This window comes from Plantactinospora sp. CA-294935, assembly GCF_050936445.1.
Classification (GTDB): Bacteria; Actinomycetota; Actinomycetes; order Mycobacteriales; family Micromonosporaceae; genus Plantactinospora.
In genome coordinates this window covers 8,246,814-8,267,559 of the sequence record NZ_JBNJMU010000001.1, presented here as the reverse complement: position 1 = coordinate 8,267,559, position 20,746 = coordinate 8,246,814, and the positions used below count along the sequence as shown (strand labels likewise).

13 protein-coding genes are annotated in these 20,746 nt (G+C 66.8%); 5 read left to right on the top strand and 8 right to left on the bottom strand.

Annotation, left to right across the window (positions count from 1 at the left end; translation table 11 throughout):
• Positions 1 to 291 precede the first annotated feature (291 nt).
• Together ACQEVC_RS36365 and ACQEVC_RS36360 are read left to right on the top strand one after the other, a co-directional pair.
• Positions 292 to 1,776 carry an endo-1,4-beta-xylanase gene (locus tag ACQEVC_RS36365; RefSeq protein WP_432887226.1) on the top strand — a complete coding sequence of 495 codons (1,485 nt, stop codon included), beginning with the start codon at positions 292 to 294 and terminating at the stop codon, positions 1,774 to 1,776.
• Between the two features lie 264 nt (positions 1,777 to 2,040).
• Positions 2,041 to 3,426 carry a glycoside hydrolase family 43 protein gene (locus ACQEVC_RS36360; RefSeq protein ID WP_432887223.1) on the top strand — a complete coding sequence of 462 codons (1,386 nt, stop codon included), beginning with the start codon at positions 2,041 to 2,043 and terminating at the stop codon, positions 3,424 to 3,426.
• Positions 3,427 to 3,869: 443 nt separating this feature from the next.
• Here the strand turns inward: ACQEVC_RS36360 and ACQEVC_RS36355 are convergent, their stop codons facing one another.
• The 7 genes from ACQEVC_RS36355 to ACQEVC_RS36325 form a co-directional block, all read right to left on the bottom strand.
• Positions 3,870 to 4,736 carry a carbohydrate ABC transporter permease gene (locus tag ACQEVC_RS36355; protein WP_432887220.1) on the bottom strand — a complete coding sequence of 289 codons (867 nt, stop codon included), beginning with the start codon at positions 4,734 to 4,736 and terminating at the stop codon, positions 3,870 to 3,872.
• The gene (locus ACQEVC_RS36350; RefSeq protein ID WP_432887217.1) at positions 4,733 to 5,695 is read right to left on the bottom strand and encodes a carbohydrate ABC transporter permease; all 963 of its coding nucleotides are present in this window, start codon (positions 5,693 to 5,695) and stop codon (positions 4,733 to 4,735) included. Before ACQEVC_RS36350 ends, ACQEVC_RS36355 begins: the two co-directional genes overlap by 4 nt.
• A gap of 64 nt (positions 5,696 to 5,759) precedes the next feature.
• A complete protein-coding gene (locus tag ACQEVC_RS36345) occupies positions 5,760 to 7,034 on the bottom strand; it encodes an ABC transporter substrate-binding protein (protein WP_432887214.1) in 1,275 nt (424 codons plus the stop codon).
• Between the two features lie 413 nt (positions 7,035 to 7,447).
• On the bottom strand, positions 7,448 to 10,255 hold the full coding sequence (locus ACQEVC_RS36340; protein WP_432887211.1) for a glycosyl hydrolase family 95 catalytic domain-containing protein: 2,808 nt from the start codon (positions 10,253 to 10,255) through the stop codon (positions 7,448 to 7,450).
• A gap of 275 nt (positions 10,256 to 10,530) precedes the next feature.
• Positions 10,531 to 12,093, bottom strand: coding sequence for a non-reducing end alpha-L-arabinofuranosidase family hydrolase (locus ACQEVC_RS36335; RefSeq protein ID WP_432887208.1), 1,563 nt, complete (start codon positions 12,091 to 12,093; stop codon positions 10,531 to 10,533).
• Between the two features lie 556 nt (positions 12,094 to 12,649).
• Positions 12,650 to 12,784: a hypothetical protein gene (locus ACQEVC_RS36330; RefSeq protein WP_432887205.1), complete on the bottom strand. Its 135-nt coding sequence runs from the start codon at positions 12,782 to 12,784 to the stop codon at positions 12,650 to 12,652.
• Positions 12,781 to 13,755 carry a glycoside hydrolase family 6 protein gene (locus ACQEVC_RS36325; RefSeq protein WP_432887203.1) on the bottom strand — a complete coding sequence of 325 codons (975 nt, stop codon included), beginning with the start codon at positions 13,753 to 13,755 and terminating at the stop codon, positions 12,781 to 12,783. Before ACQEVC_RS36325 ends, ACQEVC_RS36330 begins: the two co-directional genes overlap by 4 nt.
• 773 nt (positions 13,756 to 14,528) lie before the next feature.
• Here ACQEVC_RS36325 and ACQEVC_RS36320 point away from each other — a divergent pair.
• Positions 14,529 to 15,542 carry a LacI family DNA-binding transcriptional regulator gene (locus tag ACQEVC_RS36320; RefSeq protein ID WP_432887201.1) on the top strand — a complete coding sequence of 338 codons (1,014 nt, stop codon included), beginning with the start codon at positions 14,529 to 14,531 and terminating at the stop codon, positions 15,540 to 15,542.
• 125 nt (positions 15,543 to 15,667) lie between these two features.
• Positions 15,668 to 16,267, top strand: coding sequence for a class I SAM-dependent methyltransferase (locus tag ACQEVC_RS36315; RefSeq protein WP_432887198.1), 600 nt, complete (start codon positions 15,668 to 15,670; stop codon positions 16,265 to 16,267).
• A 161-nt stretch (positions 16,268 to 16,428) separates the two neighbouring features.
• Here ACQEVC_RS36315 and ACQEVC_RS36310 read toward each other — a convergent pair whose 3' ends face one another.
• Positions 16,429 to 17,934: an endo-1,4-beta-xylanase gene (locus ACQEVC_RS36310; RefSeq protein ID WP_432887195.1), complete on the bottom strand. Its 1,506-nt coding sequence runs from the start codon at positions 17,932 to 17,934 to the stop codon at positions 16,429 to 16,431.
• 1,371 nt (positions 17,935 to 19,305) lie between these two features.
• On the opposite strand from ACQEVC_RS36310, the gene ACQEVC_RS36305 reads away from it, so the two are divergent.
• On the top strand, positions 19,306 to 20,736 hold the full coding sequence (locus ACQEVC_RS36305; protein ID WP_432887192.1) for an extracellular solute-binding protein: 1,431 nt from the start codon (positions 19,306 to 19,308) through the stop codon (positions 20,734 to 20,736).
• The last annotated feature ends 10 nt before the right edge of the window (positions 20,737 to 20,746 follow it).

Genomic DNA, 20,746 nt, shown 5'->3' with positions numbered 1-20,746 from the left:
GATGTCTGCCCTCGCTAACCCCGACTAGGTGGGCGAAGTGTGTTAGCGCTCACAGAATGCGCTACCACATCGCAAGGGAGGATCGATGGAGCGACTGGTCGCCGGTCACATTCCCGGCGGCGTGAGGTTTCGGACTTTTCGCATGGGCGTTGCTGCCGTATCGCATGAGAATCGCATCGGCGGCGGACGCGATCGGCCTGAGGACTCGCATCCCGGCCGCACCTCGCCGCGCCCACCCCTTCATGTGGCAGCGATCCCTGCCCGGTAACGATCTCGAAAGGCTACTGATCGATGAACGAACTCGGATACTCGACCAGGCCTCCCCGGCGACGATGGTGGACGAGGGCGATCCTGTCACTGCTGGCGACCGGGCTGTTCGGGGCCGGTATGGCACTGCAGATCGCCAGTCCCGCCAGCGCCGGCACCACGTTGGGTGCCTCGGCGGCGGAGAAGGGCCGCTACTTCGGCGCCGCCGTCGCAGCCGGCAGGATGGGGGACAACACGTACCTGACGATCCTGAACCGCGAGTTCAACAGCGTCACCGCCGAGAATGAAATGAAGTGGGACGCGACCGAGCCGCAACAGGGCCGGTTCAGCTACACGAACGCGGACCGGATCGTCAACCACGCTCGGTCGCGGGGCATGTCCGTGCGGGGTCACACCTTGTTGTGGCACGCACAGCAGCCAGGTTGGGCGCAGGGCATGTCCGGCAGCGCGCTGCGTAACGCGGCGATGAACCATGTCACTCAGGTCGCCAGTTACTACCGAGGCAAGATCCACTCCTGGGATGTGGTGAACGAGGCGTTCGCGGACGGCGGCAGTGGCGGGCGGCGGGACTCGAACCTGCAACGCACCGGCAACGACTGGATCGAGGCGGCCTTCCGCGCCGCGGACGCCGCCGACCCGGGCGCCAAACTCTGTTACAACGACTACAACACCGACGGGATCAACGCGAAGTCCACCGGCATCTACAACATGGTGCGCGACTTCAAGGCCCGCGGCGTACCGATCGACTGCGTCGGCTTCCAGTCGCACCTGAGCAACTCGGTGCCCGGCGACTACCAAGCCAACCTGCAACGCTTCGCCGACCTCGGCGTCGACGTGCAGATCACCGAACTGGACATCTCCGGCTCGAACCAGGCCGCCGTCTACGGGACCGTCACCCGGGCCTGCCTTGCCGTCGCCCGCTGCACCGGTATCACCGTCTGGGGCATCCGCGACACCGACTCGTGGCGCACCGGGCAGAACCCGCTGCTCTTCGACGGCAACGGCAACAAGAAGCCCGCCTACGACGCGGTGCTGAGCGCACTCAACGGCGGCAGCGTCCCCAACCCGGGGCAGGTCGACACGACCGCGTGGTACGTGTTGGCAAACCGCAACAGCGGTAAGGCGTTGGACGTGTACAACCTGGCCACGAGCGACGGGGCGCGGATCACCCAGTGGGCGCGTAACGACGGTGCCTGGCAGCAGTGGCAGTTCGTCGACTCCGGTGGGGGCTACTACCGGCTGAAGTCGCGGCACTCGGGCAAGGTGCTCGACGTCGCCAACGCGTCCACCGCGGACGGCGCCACGGTCGTGCAGTGGGCTGATCTCAACGGGGCGAACCAGCAGTTCCGGCTCGCCGACTCGGCGGGCGGCTACGTCCGGCTGATCAACCGCAACAGCGGCAAGGCCCTGGAGGTGCAGGGCGCGGACGTCAACGACGGCGCGAACGTGGTGCAGTACACCGACTGGGGCGGCAACAACCAGCAATGGCAACTCGTGCGCGTCGGGTAGCGGCGCCGCCAGGACGGCACATCGTCAGGCACGCCACGCGGCCTCGTACGGCAATACCCCCTGCTAGCCGGCCTGCAGCGGGCAGGGCCGGGGCGCGGACTCCAGGCGCGGCCGGCAGCGTCATCAACGCCGACATGTCGCTGCCGTCGTGACCTGGGAGGGCCGGCGCGGAGCGGGCAAGCTCCGCGTCGGCCCGGCCGGCGCGACCACCACTCGCGACGAAGCGTCCGCGCTGGAGATGAGCATGATTCCGAGGAGGCAACCATGAAATCCGGAATTCTCGGCCGCGTCGCGGGCAGACGCGGCGTGGCCATGATGTCCGCGCTGCTGTGTCTCGTGGCGTTGGTGCCCGGGGTGGCGCGGGCGGACAACCCGATCGTGCAAACGATCTACACGGCTGATCCGGCTCCGCTGGTACACAACGGCCGGGTGTACCTCTACACCGGTCACGACGAGGACGGCTCGACGTACTTCACTATGCGCGAGTGGCGGGTCTGGTCGTCGACGGACATGGTGAACTGGACCGACCACGGCTCTCCGATGAGTCTGGCCACCTTCAGCTGGGCCAGCGCCGATGCGTGGGCTGGCCACACCATCTACCGCAACGGCAAGTTCTACTGGTACGTGCCGGTCAAGAACCGGGCGACCGGACGGATGGCGATCGGGGTCGGTGTGTCGGAGAGCCCCACCGGGCCGTTCCGGGACGCGCTCGGTCGTCCACTGGTGGAGAACGGGGAGATCGACCCGGCCGCCTTCATCGACGACAACGGGCAGGCATACCTCTACTGGGGCAACCCCAATCTCTGGTACGTGCGGTTGAACGCCGACATGATCTCGTTCTCGGGCGGCGCGACGCAGATCCCGCTGACCACGGCGGGGTTCGGCGCCCGTAGCGGGAACGCGAGTCGCCCGACCCTCTACGAAGAGGCACCCTGGGTCTACAAGCGAAACGGGCTGTACTACAACGTCTTCGCGGCGGAATGCTGCTCGGAGTTCATCGGCTACTCGACCGCCCCCGGGCCGACCGGGCCGTGGACGTACCGAGGAACGGTCATGCCCCGGCAGGGCGGCAGCTTCACCAACCACGCTGGCGTCATCGACTTCAACGGCGGCTCGTACTTCTTCTACCACAACGGCGCCCTGCCGGGCGGCGGCGGCTTCACCCGTTCCGTGGCGGTGGAGAAGTTCACCTACAACTCCGACGGCACGATCCCGACGATCAACATGACCGCGACGGGCGCTCCGCAGGTCGGGACACTGAATCCCTACGTCCGGCAGGAGGCCGAGACGATCGCCTGGGAGACCGGTGTGGAGACCGAGCCGGCCAGCGGAGGGGGGATGAACGTCGGCTGGATCGAGAACGGGGACTGGACCAAGGTCAAAGGCGTGTCCTTCGGCTCCGGCGCCGCCTCCCTCAACGCCAGAGTGGCTTCGGGAACCAGCGGCGGCCGCATCGAACTGCGGTTGGGCGGCACCAACGGCACCCTCGTGGGAACCTGCACCGTGCCGGGTACCGGGGGCTGGCAGACCTGGACGACCGTCACCTGCCCGATAAGCGGCGCGACCGGCACACACGACCTGTACCTGCGCTTCGCCGGCGGCAGCGGCTACCTGCTCAACGTCGACTGGTGGCAGTTCCAGCCACGGTAGCGGGTTGGCCGACCACGGCACCGCGGACGACCCCACCCGCCACTCCACGGCCGCACCGCCGATTGCTGGTCCGGCGGGCCCGCCAGGACGTGGCCACCCGCACCGCTGACGGGTCGGCGGCGAACGGCTGAGCCGTCGCGAGGTGGTCACGGCCGGGCCGGCGCGGAGTATGCCCTCTCCGCGCCGGCCCCCGGCCACGGCGGCAGCAGCCGCCGGTCCTGAACCGACGTCGCAAACCACGACCAAACCTGAACCGCGCGGCGCCCGCGCACCGCGTCCGGCCCTGCGGTTCGTCCGACCGCAAGAGGAGGTTGAGAAAGGTTCAGTAGGGTGGATTCGCCCTCGTCCGTCGCTCAACCTCCGCGCCGCCAACTCCGGGCAGGCCTTGAGATGGAGTACGGGCGGTAGCACGATACGGGCGCGGGCGTGGGAACCGGCGCTGGTCAGCCCTTGAACGCACCTTCCATGATCCCCTGGACCAGGCGCCGCCCGACGAAAACGAACAACACCAGCAGCGGCAGCGTGGCCAGGAACGAGCCCGACATGGCCAGACCCAGGTCGAGGTCCCGACTGTTCTGCAGGGCCTTGATGGCGATCTGGACGGTGTACCGCTCCGGGGACTTCAGCACGATGAACGGCCACAGGAAGTCGTTCCAGGCGTTGACAAACCCGAACAGTCCCAGAATGGACGCCGCCGGGCGAACCAGCGGGAAGGCGATGCGCCAGAAGATCTGCCAGGTCGTCGCGCCGTCCACCCGGGCGGCGTGCATGAGTTCGTCGTTGATGGTGCTGCCCATGTGCTGACGCATCCAGAAGATGCCGAACGCGCTCACCAGCCCGGGGACGATCAGGGCCTGCAAGGTGTCCACCCAGCCGAGCTTCGACATGATCAGATACTGTGGGATGACGGCCAGCTGCGCCGGCACGGTCATGGTCAACACGACGATGAGGAACAGCGTGTCGCGCCCCCGGAAATGCAGCTTGGCGAAGGCGAAACCGGCCAGCGCGCACAGCACCGCCTGGCCCACGCCGATCGCGGTGGAGACGATGACGCTGTTGACGAGCGCCTGCACGAACGGCACGGTGTCGAAGACCATGTTCGCCAGGTACAGGAAGTTTCCGCCGGGCAGGACGTGCGGCGGAAGGCTGGTCGCGGTGGCCGAGTCCGTCGTGGACACCACGAACATCCAGTAGAGCGGGAAGACGCTGAGCAACACCATGACGCCGAGTACCCCGTACACCACGATCGGGACCCGGTTGACGCTGCGTCGGCGGTGCGGTGTCCGCCCGGTGGAGGATGCGGGGTTCATGGACGCTCCGAGCGGATGCGGGTGACCAACAGGTAGTTGATCGTGGCGACGATCACGACCATGACGAACAGCGCGACGGCGACGGCGGCGCCATAGCCGAAGTGGAACCGGCCGAAGCCCTGCTCGTAGAGGAAGAGGGTGAGGGTCTGGCACTGCCGTGCCGCTCCACAGGTGAGTCCACCCACCGGATTGACCAGCAGCGGCTCGGTGAAGACCTGCAGCCCGCCGATCGTCGACGTGACGACGGTGAACACGATGATCGGTCGCAGCGCCGGAATGGTGATGTGGCGGAACTGCTGCCAACCGCTGGCGCCGTCCACAGCAGCGGCCTCGAACAGCTCGCGGGGAACCGCCTGTAGCGAGGCGAGGTACAGCAAGGTGTTGTATCCGGTCCACCGCCAGGCGATCATCGCGGCGATCATGAGGTGGCTTCCCCACACCGACGCCGTGAAGTCGATGTGCTCGAAACCCAGCAATTCCAGGAACCAGTTGAGCATGCCGTAGTCCCGGTCGAAGAGCTGGGCGAAGACGATGGTCGTCGCGGCCACGGAGGTGACGTAGGGAACGAGCACCGACATCCGGAACAACGTGGCCGCCCGCAGCCGTACGTGGTTGAGCAGGTGCGCCACGCCGAGCGCGAGCAGCAACTGCGGAACCGTCGACAGCACCCAGATGCTGAACGTGTTGCGCAACGCGCCCCAGAACCGTGGGTCGTGGACGAGCTGGGAGAAGTTGTCCATCCCGACGAAGTGCCGCTCGCCGATGGGGTCCCAGTCGAACAGGGCGACGTAGAACGTGAACAGCAGCGGGAAGAGACCGAAGACGAAGAAGAGGAGGAAGAACGGCGCCACGTAGGCGTAGGGCGCCAGTCGCTCGCGTACGCCCTGCTGTATGTGGTGGTACCGACTGGGCTGTGGCGGGGCCTGGGCGGTCGTGGCCGGGCTGAGCGTGGTGGTCACAGCGGTCACCTTCCCGACGTGCGGCGGTCGGGTCCGCACCGACCGCCGCGCATCAGTCGTCCGTTCAGCCCCGAAGGGCGTTCTTGACGTTGGTCAGCGCGGTGTCCCACGCGTTGGCGGGATCGACCTTGCCCTGCTCGACGCTGGTGAGGGTGTTGAGCAGTTCGCTGCCGATGGTGGCGTCGTCGGGACCGATGTAGAAGGGTTTGATGTTCAGAACGGACTGGGTGTAGATCTTGCCGATCGGTGCGTTGGAGAAGAACGGCTCGGCCCTTCCGACGAGCTGCGGATCCGTGTAGACCGACGGTGTCGTCGGCAAGTTCCCCTTCGACAGGAAGTTCGCCAGTTGGCCGGCCGGCGACTGCATCTCGGCGATGTAGTTCCAGGCCGCCTTCGGGTTCTTCGCGCGCTTGGGGATGGCCAGGTAGCTGCCACCCCAGTTGCCCGAGCCGCCGGGAATGGTGGCGATATCCCACTTGCCGGCGGTATCCGGGGCGTTGGTACGGATGGAGCCGAGCATCCACGCCGGCGCGGAGACGACCGCGAAGTCGCCCTTGCTCATGGCCGCGGTCCACCCGGTCGAGAACGAAGTCTGCTTGCCGGAGATGCCCGTCGCGAAGATCTTCAGCGTCAGATCGAATGCGGCCTTGACCTGTGGGTTCCTGTCGTACGACAGCTTGTGGTCCGCGTCGTAGTAGCGCTCTGTGCCCTGGTTGACCGCCTGGAAGAAGATGCTCGTCGGCGTGTTGTCCAGGAACGGCTTGCCGGTCGCCTGGACGTACTGCTTGCCGACCTCCGCGAACGCGTCCCAGGTCGGCCACAGCTTCGATACCTGGTCCCGATCGGTGGGCAGACCGGCGGCCTTGAACAGGTCCGTGCGGTACGCGATCGCCATGCCGCCGACATCCGTCGGTATCCCCACGATTTTGCCGTCCCCGGTCGTCGACTGCTTCATCACCCAGTCGAGGTAGTCGCCCTTCATCTTGTCGGCGCCGAGCGTGGACAGGTCCACGAAATTCTCCGGAGACTGCATGAACTTCGGCAGGTCGTCACCCTGGATCAGCACGAGGTCGGGCACCTTGCCGCCGGCCAGTGCCGCGGTGAGTGCCTGGGCCGTCTCGGTCGTGCTGCCCACCTCGGTGAGCTTGACGCGTGCGTCCGGATGTGCCTTCGTGTAGGCCTCGACGTCGGCCTTCTGGTTGATTCCGGTGAACGACCAGAACTCGAAACCGGACGAGTCGGAGTCGCCGCCCGATCCCGCCGAACAGCCGGATGCCAGGAGCACGGCTGCGGCGAAGACGGCTGCGGTGGTGATGACGCGCTTCACGCGGCCCTCCATAGGGTGTGCGGTCCGGAGTGACCGCGATGAGTCATTGGGCATCAGATATCGGCTGGCACACCGCGGCGGAGGTGCTGGCTTTGCCCACCTGCGACCTGGGTCGCCAGCCACGGCCCCATCGGCATGGCCCTCGCGGCGAAGCCGAATCGAGATATTGATCGACTGATATCGATCTCTATCATATGACGTATGAGGATACTCATCCGCACAGTCCTCGTCAACGACCTGTCGGCGGGGAGGCTGGATTCCGGCCGTGACCTGCGACTTCAACGGCCGACTCCGCCCTGGTCGGCGCCGGCCCCGGCGGCCTCGGCGTGCCCGCCGTGGTGCCGCCGTCGTCACCGGCCAGCACGGGCGCGCCTCCGCGCCTACGGAGGGGGAGTGGTCGAGGAGGAGGCACACACCGCACCGGCTCAGGTCGCCGTACAGGTGATGTTCGTGGGCGGGTCGTTGACGGCGCTCGCCGAGGCGATGAACCCGAAGGTGGTGGAGCCGCCGGCGGGGAGAGCGCCGTTGTAGGCACTGTTGATCACGGTCACGTCCGCTCCGCTCTGCGTGTACGAGCCGCTCCACACCTGGCTGACCACCTGTCCGTCGCGGAACGCCCAGGAGACGTTCCAACTGCGGATCGGCGACGATCCGGCGGTTATCGTCACCTCGCCCTGGAAGCCGCCTGGCCACGAGTTGGTCACCGCGTAGACTGCTCGGGCCGAGGAAGGCGCGGGTGAACTGGTAGCGCTCGACGTCGGGGTGCCCGGGCTCGTCGATGCCGTGGGGCTGAGGGTCGGCGATGGCTGTACCGCTGGCCGTGCCAGTCGGTAACTGTGGTCGGCCCGGACGCCGAGCTGGACGGCGTCGGACTCGGGTTGCGTGGTGGTGGGCGTGCTGCCGTCGGTGACGTCGGCAACGGTGAAGCCGCCGGTGAACAGCCGGGCGCGCAACTTGACGGTGCCGTCGCGGTCGGCCCTGATGAGGAACTCATCGGCCTGCCCGCTGGTCCACGCGATGGAGACGGTGTATCCGCCGCGCCCCCGCAGACCCGACATCTGGCCGGTGGGCCAGGCGGTCGGCAGCGCCGGCAGTAGGTGGAGTTCGCCGTCGTGGCTCTGCAACAGCATTTCGGCGATGCCGGAGGTGGCGCCGAAGTTGCCGTCGATCTGGAACGGCGGGTGCAGGTCGAACATGTTCGGCGCGAGCCGGTCGGTTCGGACGAGGTCGCGGATGAGCTTGTGCGCGCGGGCGCCCTCCTCCATCCGGGCCCAGTAGTTGATCTTCCACGCGAGTGACCAGCCGGTCCCGTCGTCGCCGCGCAACTCCAGCGTGCGGCGCGCGGCCTCGTACAGCTGCGGCGTGCCACGCCTGGTGATCTGGTTGCTGGGGTGCAAGCCGTAGAGGTGGGAGATGTGCCGGTGGTACTGCTCGGTCTCGACCCAGTCGGCCAGCCATTCCTGGACGTTGCCGCGGGAGCCGACCCGCATGGGTGGGAGGCGATCCTTCGCCGACCGGACCTGGATCCGGAAGGTGGTGTCCACGCCGAGCACCTCGCTGGCCCGGGCGCAGCCCTCGAACAGGTCGCGGAGGATCTGATTGTCCATGGTGGGGCCCGCACACACGCTGACGTTGGCGTGGTGCGGGAGCTCCGGAGAGTTCGACGGGTTGGTCACGAGGTATCCGAGCGTCGGATGCGTGACGAGGGTGTCGAGGAAGAACTGGGCGGCGCCCTTCATGGCCGGATAGTTGGACCGGAGGAACTCGCCGTCGCCGGTGAAGAGGTAGTGTTCCCAGATCAGCGTGGCCAGCCACGCGCCGCCGGTCTGCCACATGCCCCACAGCGCGCCGTCCACGACCGACGAGCCCCGCCAGCCGTCGGTGTTGTGGTGCGCGACCCATCCGCCGGCGCCGTACTGCACCTGGGCGGTGCGGGCACCGGTGACAGCCAGCTCCCGCACCATGTCGAAGACCGGCAGGAGACACTCCGCGAGATTGGTCGTGTCGGCGGGCCAGTAGTTCATCGGCAGGTTGGCGTTGATCGTGTATTTCGAGTCCCAGGGCGGCGCCATCTGATCGTTCCAGATGCCCTGAAGGTTGGCCGGCTGGGTGCCTGGCCGCGAGGAGGAGATCAGCAGGTAGCGACCGAACTGGAACAGCAGCGCGGAGAACTGTGGGTCGTTCACGCCGGCGTGTTGCGCGATTCGCACGTCGGTCGGCTGATCGGCCGCCGACGTCCGGCCCAGGTTGATCGTGACCCGGTCGAAGAGCGACCGGTAGTCGGCAAGGTGCCGGCTACGCAGTTGGTCGATGCTGACGTTTCGGGCGGCGTCGAGGCGGGTGCGCGCAATGCCCTGGTAGTCGCCGTTGACGGTGCGGTGGTCGACGTAGCTGGAGCCGATCGAGACAAGCAGCGTGACACCGGTAGCACCGGACACCCGCAGCGTTCCGCCGGAGCTGCTGACCGTGCCACCGCTGGCGGTGGCGTTGGCCAGGGCGAGGAAGCGGACGGATCCGTTGATGCCCTCCATGTTTCCGGAGATGCCGTCGATGGCGATCGTCGTGGCGTCCGGGCTGGAAACTGTCGTACGTTGTGGGCTGTCGAACGTTGCTCTGAAGGTGATCGAGTTCGCGCGGTCGGCGGTCAGGCGGATCACGATCACCTGGTCCGGCGCGCTCGCGAACACCTCACGCTGGTACCGCACTCCGTTCAGCACGTACGTCACCGAAACTGTGGCGGTGGTGAGGTCGAGTGTCCGGTTGTACTGCGACACCGTGCCGGAGGTGAAGCCGAGGCGGAGGTTGCCGACGGGCTGGTATGCCAGTTGCCCCGCGGGTCGGCCGAGCATTGCCTGGTCGACCAGCGTCTGCGCCTGGCCCCACTGGTCCGCGAAGACCAGTCGCCGGATCTCCGCCAGCGACGCCGCCCCCCGGGGGTTGGCCGAGTCGTACGGTCCACCGGCCCAGACGGTGTCCTCGTTGAGCTGCAACCGTTCGGCGTCGACGTTCCCGAACACCATGGCACCGAGCCGGCCGTTACCGATCGGCAACGCCCGCAGCCAGTCGGTGCCGGCGGGCTCGTCGTACCAGAGCGCCAGGTCGTTGGCGGCCAGCACCTGCGGCGGTGCCGCCGACTTGGCTCGGGCGACGGCGGTCCACCCCGCCGGCAGCATTGCGACTCCCGCCCCGGCCGCCCCGACCGTGAGAAGTTTCCTACGTGTCACTTCAGACATCACGAACTCTCCCGACAGGGTGCGTTGACTAGAGGGCTGGTGCGGGTCAGAGGGCAGGGTCGGTGTGCCGCCCCAGTTCGCGACCCGGGCCACGGTGCGGCCGAACCCGACGCTGGCGAAGCGTGGATCCACCGGGCGGGCTCGGCATTGGGCCGAGCCCGCCCGCTCTTGTTCCGTCCGATCCTGATCGCGAGCGTTGACAACGCTCATCTGATTTGGCGTGTGTCGTTGTCTGGATGTGTTAGGGACGTCGGAGTCCGGCCTGTGTCATGGGGTTAGCGTTGCAGTGTCAGTAGGCCTGGTCGGTAGGGTAGGAGGCCGTAGTCGCCGCCGGAGTTGGGGGAGCGTCCCTGGTAGAGCAGTTGAAGGTTGCATGGGTCGATGGTCATGGTCTGGTCGGCGTTGCTGCGGATCAGTTCGCCGTGGCTGATGTCGTTGGTCCAGGTGGCACCGCTGTTGGCTTTGCCGGCGAAGGGGTTGCTCTCGGTCGTGGCTTGCGGGGTCCAGGAGCCGCCGAGGTTGGTGGCTGTGAACGAGCGGAAGTAGCGGCCTTGTGCGCCGATGGCCTCGACGAGCATGAGGTAACGGTTCTGGCCCTGGAGTTTGTAGACCTGGACCCCTTCGAACAGGTTGTTCGTCGAGTCGGTCATGATTGTTGTGTAGTTCGAGCCGAAGCTGCCCGGGAAATTGCCGATGGGCATGCTGGCCCGGTAGATCCTGCCGTTGTCTCCGGCGAAGAAGAGGTACATGTTCGTGTTGTCGCCGATGAGTGTCTGGTCGATGGGTCCGGTGCCGGAGCCGGAGATGCTTCCGGAGAAGAGCGTCTGTGGTGATGACCATCCATTCGGGTTGGTGGGGTCGCTTGAGGTCCGGTAGGAGAAGGCGGGTCCGCCCCACTGGTAGGCGAGCACCCAGGTGTTGCGTGGGGCGAAGTAGAAGAGTGTCGGTGCGACGGTGGACGACGACATCGCGTTCTGGCTGGCCGAGCCCATGTCGGACCAGTTTGTGAAGAGGCCGAAGTTCATCGAGCCCCAGGTCGTTCCGGTGTCGTGTGTCGTCGCGTAGACGAGATGCCTGCCGTTGTAGGGGGCGTAGGTGAAGTCTTTCAGTGAGACCCACCCCGACCTTGGTTGCGCCAGCGGGCCGGTCGATGTCCAGCGGTACGTCGACGGGAGATCGCAGGTACCGGTCGGCGGCGGTGTTGTCGGTGGTGTGGTCGGGTTGGTGCCGCCGTCGACGCGGACGAGTTGCCACTGCTGGTTGTTGCCGTTCCAGTCGTCGTACTGGACGATGTTTCCGCCGTCGGTGGTCGAGGCGCCTTGTACCTCCACCACCTTGTTGCTGTTCCGGTTGATCAGCCGGACGTAACCGCCGTCGGAGTCGGCCAACCGGAACTGCTGGTTGGTTCCGTTGCCGTCGGCCCACTGCACGATGCTGGCACCGTTGGCGGTGGAGAAGTTGTAGACGTCCAACACCTTGCCGGACAGCCGTGACCGCAGCCGGTAGTAGCCGCCGCCCGAGTCGACGAACTGCCACTGCTGCTGGTTGCCGTTGTTCCGCGCCCACTGCACGATCCGCGCACCGTCATTGGTGGCCAGGTTGTACACGTCCAACGCTCTGCCACTGTTGCGGTTGACCAACACGTACCACGCGCTCGTGTCGACCGTCGCCGCCGACGCCGGTGCCGGACCGAACGCGACCGCGGCGGTAGCGACGAGGGCGGCCACCACGGTGACGACGAGCGCGTACCGCCCGCGACGTCGCGGGATGCGGGCCGAATTCTGGCGGGCCGGTCCTGAAGCCGGCGTGACTGGTGGCGCCTGCGCCACTGCATCCATGGTCTTTCTCCTTTGCCCGAACCACCCGAGGCGCCCTGCGCCACGCGTGGAGTGGTGGCGATCCGCGCTTCCCGGGACGACACAGTAGAAGCGTGGGAGTGGCCGGCGACGCCGTCCGGCACTCCGGCGCGACGGCGTGGACGGATGGATTGCCCGGCCATGTCGTCGCCAGCGCGCTAATGCTCTGATCTGCCCTCCCGGGGTACGGAACCGAAGGTGTTACCGCTAACATGACCGGCCGCATTGCCTCACGGGCATCAAGTGAGACACGGGGAAGCCGCTCAGGCGGATGTACGGCATATTGCCAGAACATTTCGAGGTATTCAAGGGGCGGGCATCAATGCGTGAACCCGTATGAGCGCCGGAGCGACCGACGGGACGCACCTGGGACAACCCGACGCGTACAGCGGCGACAGATAACACTTTTCGTCGAAGAGAATCGGATCGGATGCCCAATGAATCTAACAGCGAAATTCTGTTATCGACGCCGGTGCGGCGCGGTCGCCACGCTGCACGCGGTGCGCCACACCGTGTGATCCAGGTTCGGGCAACGCGATCACGCCGACAGCTCGATCTCGATGCCGTACCCGGGCGAACCCGGCCACCACCGGCCCCAAGGCAGGTGGTGCGCCAGCGCGAGCGCCCGGGCGAACCGGCTTGTCCGGTGATCGTCGCGTATCGCCCAGCTCAATACCCGAAGATCATCTTATATGCCACCTCCGGTAGGAATTGACCGGCGGTGGATCCGGCTCCGACCCCGCAATTGCCGTCGGACTCTCCCGGTGTCTTGAGCCACAGCAGCATCTCGGCACCGCCTCCGGTCTGGGTCGGTGTGCCGATCCTGCGGCCGGCCGGGTTGCACCACTCACCGTTGGAGCCGTTGCCGTTGCGGCTGGTGTCGATCACGTAGGGCTTGGTGTATCCGAAGTCGTTACGCAGCGTGGAGGCAACCGCGTTGCCGTAGTTGGTGTTCTCGCCGGTGGTGAAGTAGTTGGATACGTTGAGGGCGAAGCCGTGGGCGTTGGCGACGCCGGCCATGTTGAGGCGTTGCGCCATCGTCCGAGAGTCGACCCAGCCAGGATTGCCGGCGTCGAGGTAGGCCCATGTGTTGGGCGCATTGGATCGGAACTGGTTGGCGGCGCGGGCGAGCATGCCGACGCGGTCGTTGATCTGCGGCTGGGTCATGCAGTTGAAGTCACCCAGTGAGTCTGGTTCGAGGACCACGACAGCGGGCCGGTTGCCGATCGCGCTGGCAAAGGCTGCGATCCATGCGTCGTAGGCGGCGACACTTCCGGCACCGCCGCCGGAGTGTCCGCCGCAGGCGTCTCTGCCAGGGAGGTTGTAGGCCACGAGCAGGGGGAGTTTGTCGACGGCGTCCGCAGCCGCCACGTAGTTGCCGACCGCAGCGGTGATGTCGCCACTCCAGTTGCCGAACCAGGAGGCCATCGGCTTCTGGGCGATCTCGGTTCTGATCGCGTTGGCGCGTCCGTCGCCAGGGTTGGCGGCGACCCATGACGCGGGGCTGGATTGGGGATTGACGTAGAAGCCGCTGGTCTGGCTGATCGGATCGGCGTAGGCGGCCGACGAGCCGAACAGGATCGTCGGGACCGCCACTGCCAGCGCGGCTGCAAGCGCGAGCAGCGGCCGGGCGGGTCGTTTCATTGCGAGTCTCCTAGCGCGTTGAAAGTGCATCGACATGAACTGGTGCTGAGTGCCTGGACCCGCGGTTGCGCCAACCCCGGACCGCCAACGACGGTGACGTGGTGGTCAGAACACGCTCGCCCCGTCCGCTGCCTACCGCGTCGCCGTCAGGCAACCGGCGCGGGGAAGCGTTCTGAGTGGACGTCCGGGTCCCGAAGCTGACGGATCGACCTCCACCTGTCTGGTCACCGCGTTGTGGTCGGTGCGCTGTGACGTCCCGCGTCGAGGCGGCGCTCGTGAACTCCTACGGGCCTGAGGTTTGAGTCAGACCGGAAGCGCTTCCAGTTTGCTCCTATCCAGCGACGTCAATCTCATGTTGGGCATGTTACGAGCAAAAGTCAAGGTTGCTCGCCAGGCCCCGGGTCTGCCGCACGGTCCTGGCGTCGGCGATACTGGAACCGCTTCCAGGATGTGGCACTGGTTCACGCCGGCAGTGTCGGACTCGGGCGGTGCGACGGCGCGCGAGCGGACCAACGTTCGTGCATGCGCCCATCGCGCGCCGAGGGGCTACGGGAAGGATCTACCCGCTTCCGGCTACTCGAAGATGCCGATGGCCCTGGCGACGCATCACGGTCGTACCTGGCGTGACGGTGTCGACCTTGGTCGTCGGAGGCCGATACCATTTACCGGCGACGTCAGCACGGTCGGTAGCCGGGTTGGCATCGATCGAGCCACGCCGGGTCCCCCGTCGCCGGCCTGTCCCCGACGTTAGGCAGGAAGGACGCGGCATCAAGATGGAAACAGGCACAACTCGGCGCCAGCCCACGCTCGACGAGGTGGCCGCGCGCGCCGGTGTGTCACGCTCTGCCGCGTCTCGGGTCCTCAACAAGGCGCCGCACGTCAGTCGCGCCACGCGCGACGCCGTCGAGAGGGCCATCAAGGAGTTGGGGTACCTGCCCAACCGCACCGCTCGTGCCCTGGCCACCCAGCAGACCGGAGTCGTCGCCCTCGCCATCTCCCACGACGATCCTGAGTTGTTCGCTGATCCGTTCTTCGGTCAGGTCATTGTCGGTGTCTCCTCGGCGCTGGAGGACACCGACTTACACCTGCTGTTGTGTCTGGCCAGTTCCGGTCGGGGCCGGTCCCGGCTCACGAACCTGCTGAACACGCGGGGCGTCGACGGCATCATGTTGATGGCGCTACGCGGCGACGACCCGCTGACCCACATTGTGCGCCGAGCCGGCCTGCCGGCCGTGTACGGCGGTCGGCCATTGCATTTCAAGCCGCAGTGGTACGTCGACTCCGACAACCTCGGTGGGGCGCGGCTGGCTACCGAGCATCTCATCAGCCTCGGTCGAACCCGTATTGTCACCATTACGGGCGAGATGAGCACTGAGGTCGGCGCAGCCCGCTACCGCGGTTATCGTGAGGCGATGATCATGGCGGGTCTGACTCCGTACGGCATGGCGGAAGGTGACTTCACCGAGGCCAGTGGGGCCGTGGCGATGAGAACGCTGCTCGACGACCACCCGGATCTCAATGCCGTGTTCGCTGCCAGCGACAACATGGCGGCCGGAGCCCTGCGCGTGCTGAGCGAGTCCGGTCGGTCCGTACCGGCGGACGTAGCGGTCGTGGGCTTCGACGATCTAGGAATAGCCGAACGGACCGATCCACCATTGACCACGGTTCATCAATCGGTTCAGTCCCTGGGAAAGGAAATGACCCGAGTGCTCATCGACTTGATCGCGGGCCGGGAAGCCGCCTCCCTTATCCTTCCTACGAGATTGGTGCTGCGCGACTCCGCATGATCGGATTACCGCATCCCTCATCGGGACCGAAGCTTGGGGCACGAGTTCGGGAGGTACGCCGCCGACTTGCCCGGGACGGTCCCCCGTGGACGCGACCTCACGAGCGTGACTTCGAGACGGTCACGATGCCGGAGCGGGACTGCGATCTGCTTCGAGATCTGTTGATCTCTGAGCGGGTCGAGACGGTTGTCGAGGTCGGGCTTGCATACGCCGGTTCTGCCCTCGCAGTCGGGGAGGCGCTGGTCGCAGTCGACCCGCCGCGCCCCCGCCACGTCATCATCGATCCCTTTCAGGACCACGCGTACTCCAATGTCGGCTGGGATCTACTGCGCGCTGCGGGACTGGACTCGATCGCCAGGCTCGTGCGTACGTGGTCCTCCATCGCGCTCCCCGAACTTGTCAGCGAGGGTCTCGTCGCCGACGCGGCGTTCGTGGACGGTAGTCACCGCTATCACGAGGTCTTCGTGGACCTCTACTTCCTGCGCAAGATCGTCCGGCCGGGCGGACTGATCGTGGTGGACGACGATTGGACACCCTCGGTGCGCACCGCGGTGCGGTACTACGAGCAAAACCTGGGCTGGACGGCGATTCCCGACGCCTTCAGCGGCGGAACCCTGCGGAACATCGGCGACGACCCCAGAGCCGAGGCGGTGCCCCGCTGCCGCGCTCTCCGGCTTCCGGACTCCTTGGTCGAGCCGCCGTTCGAGCAGTTCCACCCGTACTGACCCGCCACGAGATTTACCGAAATCGCCAGGTTGACCCGGACAACAGGCTGCCGGTTCGTCCACTTCAACGTGGTCTTCGCACCGGCAGCGGCCTGATCGCAGCGGTACAAGCTCGGCCGGTCCGGGACGGGCAGTCGACACCCGTCCCGGACCGGGTCAGGTCAGGACGCGGTACAGGTGGGGGTGATCCCGGTGGCGCTCCCCGTACCCTGGAACCCGAATTCGGCGGACTGCCCGGCGGCGATCCGGCCGTTGTAGCTCACGTTGGTGAACCGCACAGCGCCGCTGGTGCCGCTGGCAGTGCTGTTCCACGAGTTCGACACGGTGGCGCCGCTGGGCAGGGTCAGCCCGACGGACCAGCCGTTGATCGGCGCGGAGCCGGCGGTGACCCGGACCGTGGCGACGAATCCACCGTTCCACGAGTTCAGCGACATTGACGCCGTGCAGCCGGCGGGCGGCTGCGGCGACGAGCTGGGCGACCCAGACGGCGACACCGGGGGGACCGAGGGCGTTACCGGCGGGCTGGACGGCGAGACGGGCGGGGTGGACGGCGAGACGTTCCGACCCTTGTTCAACTCATCGAGCACGGCGGTGTACGCGGCCTTCCTCTGGTAGTTGCCGTTGCTGCCGGTGAAGAGCAGCCCGCGCTCGGAGGCGCGCCACGACTCACTGTCGGAGATGCCCCAGACCGTGATGCCGGTGCACTGGGCGACGTTCAGGCAGGCGCGGACGACCTTGCGGTAGTTGTCCGCCTGGCCCTGGCCGATGTCGTTGTTGCTCAGGTCGTCGTCGATGTCGAGTTCGGTGATGTGCACCTCGACGCCCAGGTCGGCGAACCGCTGGATGTTGGCCTGCAGATCGTCGGTGATGATGCTGTTCGGGTTGTCGTTGAAGTGTGCCTGGAAGCCGACGCAGTCGATGTACTGCCGGTAGGTCCTGACGATGTCGTACATCGCGTTGGCCTTGCGGTTGACGGTGCCGCCCTGGACCGTCAGGCCCTCGATGTCGTAATCGTTGATGCAGAGCCTGGTGCTCAGGTTGTTCTGCTGCACGACCTGCTTGGCCCGGATGAACGAGTCCCGGATGACGTCGGTGTCGGTCGCGTCGAAGAAGTCACCGTCACCGTTCGCGTCCCGGTTCAGGGTGTGCGGCCACTGGGTGCGGCGCGTGCCGGTGTTGTTGTCGGCCAACGGCTCGTTGACCACGTCCCAGTACGCGATCCTGTTGCCCCAGCGGGTCAACGCGTTGCCGATGAAGGTGTTCAGCGTCGCCTGGCTGGCGCCCTGCAGCGAGCCTGCCTGCGAGTGCCACACCATGGTGTGACCGCGGACCAACATGTTGTTGGACTGCGCGTAGTTCACCAGCGTGTCCGCGTTGCCGGTGTTCTGCAGGGCTCCGGTGGACGTGGCGATCGTCGACGGCTTCATGTCGTTCTCGGGGGTGAGCTGGTTGAACTCCTGGTTGACGATCGAGCTGAGCCGGCCGGGTGAGGCGGCGACGCCGAAGAACAGGCCAGCCTTGGCGGCCGCGGCCCGCAGCGTCGTCTCGGCCGCGACGGCCGGCGTGTTCGACTGAACGATCACCGCGCCGCCGACCAGAAGCAGCGCCGCCGCCGGCAGCAGAGCAATTCTCGTACCTTTCTTACGCTGGCTCGGGTTGCTGCTCACGAGGCATCTCCTTACAGGTCAGCATCAAGTGGTTGACATTCATGCCGAAGCCCGGCAGGTGCCGGACCAGGCGGGGTGTTCAGTGAACCCTTTCGACCTCCCCGTGCGGTCCGGCGGACCGCACGGTCGGACACGGTGCGTGAGCGCCGCGCGGTCCAGGTCGAAGAGGTCCAGTGGCAGGCGGCGCCGTTGAGGCTGAACCCGGTTGGCGCGGCGCTGTCGCCGGTGTGGCTGGCCTGCGGCTGACCCTGGTTGCTTGTCATGGTCGATGACCATGTGGCGAGTCCTGGATCAACCCGAGCTACATGGGTAGACGCCTGTCGATGAGCAAGTATCGATACGGATTCGCCATCGTGTCAACACCCTTCCGGAAATCTTCCGGAACGGAGACGCTGCTCGCCGTGTACTGCGCCAAACTGGTCGCACAGGCGGTGAACTGGGAGCCGGTACGCGCTGGTGGTCATGGAGGTGACTACCCGGCGCATCCATCTACTCGGCGTCACCGCCCACCCGACCGGGGCAGGGGCGACCCGGTAAGCCCGCAACTTCGCTGTGGCGCGCCGAGGTGGCGCGGCGGCGGGCCGCCTCGGGGATGCTGGCGTGCTTCTTCCGTTGGCGCGCCGACCGCCGGGAAGGGCGTCTCGCCACGACCTTTCAGCAGCGCAGCGCAGTGCCGTGCTGCACACGTACTCCCTCTGATCAGGTAGCTCGGCACGGGGCCGCGGCGGACGGGAGGCCCGGACCACCGGCGAGGCCGCTCCACTGAACCTTTTTCAACCTCCCCTTGCGGTCCGTTGGAGCGCGAGGTCGGACGCGGTGGGTGAGCGCCGCGCGGTTCAGGTTGAAGAAGGTCCACTATGGAGGCTCCGGCCGGTCGGATCTGCGTCGCCGGGCGGCCGGCCGCCGCCGGCCCGGTACGGAGCGCGAGGACCAGGCCGTCGGCAGAGCGACACAGGCGGGCATCCACGTCGGCGGATCTCGGCGTCCCGATGTGGAGCGACGTCGTTGAATGGCGCGGCCCATGAACCGTGCCCCGACCTCGATCACGGGTGGTTGACGGCAGTCAATGGCGTTGCTTCCCAGATTTTGCTTCACCCTCTAGGCGCGACTTTCCGGAATGTGTAAGGTGAGCGCACCGCCGGGCAGGCCGATGTTCCGGGCCGGCGGCGCGCATGTCTCGGGGCAAGTCGGGGGAAGGGCCGCCGCGCACCGGGGCAACTTTCCGATGACTGCGCGGCAGAGGCGGGCTGCGACCCCCCGTTCGGGCGATCTGTCCTCGTGAGCGGTTCGCAGGTGTCAACAGGGGAGGCGGCAGGCCTTCCGGCCCCTTCGGCGTGCAGCGGTGAGGGGATAGGAAGGAGACGAGTGGCCATGGAGGACAACCCGTTGTGGTCCCGGCGCGGCTTTCTGGGGATGGGGGTGGGGGTGCTCGGCGCGGCCGGTCTGGCCGCGTGCGGGGGCGATTCGGAGTCGCCCCCGAGAGCGCAGGCGGAGGTTCCGAAGGAGCTGCTCGACGCCGCGGCGTCGTTGAAGGGCTCTTCGATGGGAATGCTGTCGCAGAAGCTGTACTCGACGGCGGCGAACGAAGTGCTCGACAGCTCGATCAAGAAATTCGCCGACACCACCGGGACGAAGATCGAGAACAGTCTGGTCCAGGCCGACGCCGGTGATGTGGTGGCCAAGATCGACGCAGAGGTCAAGGGCGGCGTGGCTCGTGACCTGGCGTTCATGACCGACTCGCGGTTCGTCGCGCAGTTCCAGGCGCTGGGCGACCTGGAGGAGGTGACGGACATCGTCGAGGCGCTGACGGCCAAGTACGGCGAGCCCTGCGCGGAGGCCAGGCACTTCTGCGTCTTCGATGGCAAGTGGTTCGCGATCCCGTACCACTTCATCGGGATCGGGTCGTTCCTGCGCAAGGACTGGATGCAGGACAAGGGCATCGCCCCCAAGGACGTCTACAGCTGGGAGGAGCTGCGGGACCTGTGCCTGGCGATCTCGGATCCGACCAAGCGCCGGTTCGGCTGGGGCATGACCGTCAATCGGTCCGGTGACGGCAACGGCATGATCGAGGCACTGATCAACTCCTATGGCGGGGCGATCGCCTCCAACGACGGCCGGAAGGTCACGTTCGACTCGCCCGAGACGGTGCAGGCGGTGACCTTCCTGGGGGACATCTACACCAACTCCAAGTACCGGCCGATGCTGCCGCCGGGGGTGGCCAGCTGGACCGACACCAGCAACAACGAGAACTGGCTCGCCGGGATCTCCGGCTACACCCGCAACAGCTTCAGCGTCTACGCGGACTCCAAGACCAAGAAGTACCCGGTCTACGGCAACACCCACGTCTTCTCCGACTGCATCGGGCCGGCGACCGACAAGTCCCTGCTGTTCGGGCAGTCCCAGGGTTTCGTCGTCTTCAAGGGCGCCAAGAACGCCGCGCTCGCCAAGCTGCTGGCGCAGTACCTGGTCAGTGCGCCGGCGCTGGTCGGGGTGGCCAAGGAGGCGCCCGGCCTGGCGATGCCCGCCTGGGAAAAGGTCTGGGACGCCGACCCGTTCTTCACCAACGGCGACCCGGCGTTTCCCATGCTGCGCAACATGTCCCAGCAGCCGCTGCCGCTGCCCACCAAGAACGGCCTGACCTTCCCACAGAAGGCCAGCGCCGGCCAGCAGGCCGTCGTCGCGGCCTACGTCCTCACCGACATGATGCAGCAGGTCATCCAGGGAACGGCGCCCGCGCAGGCCGTGACGGCCGCGCACGCGAAAATGGTGCGGATCTTCGCCCAGCAGGGGCTGCCGCAGTGAGGTCGGCTCG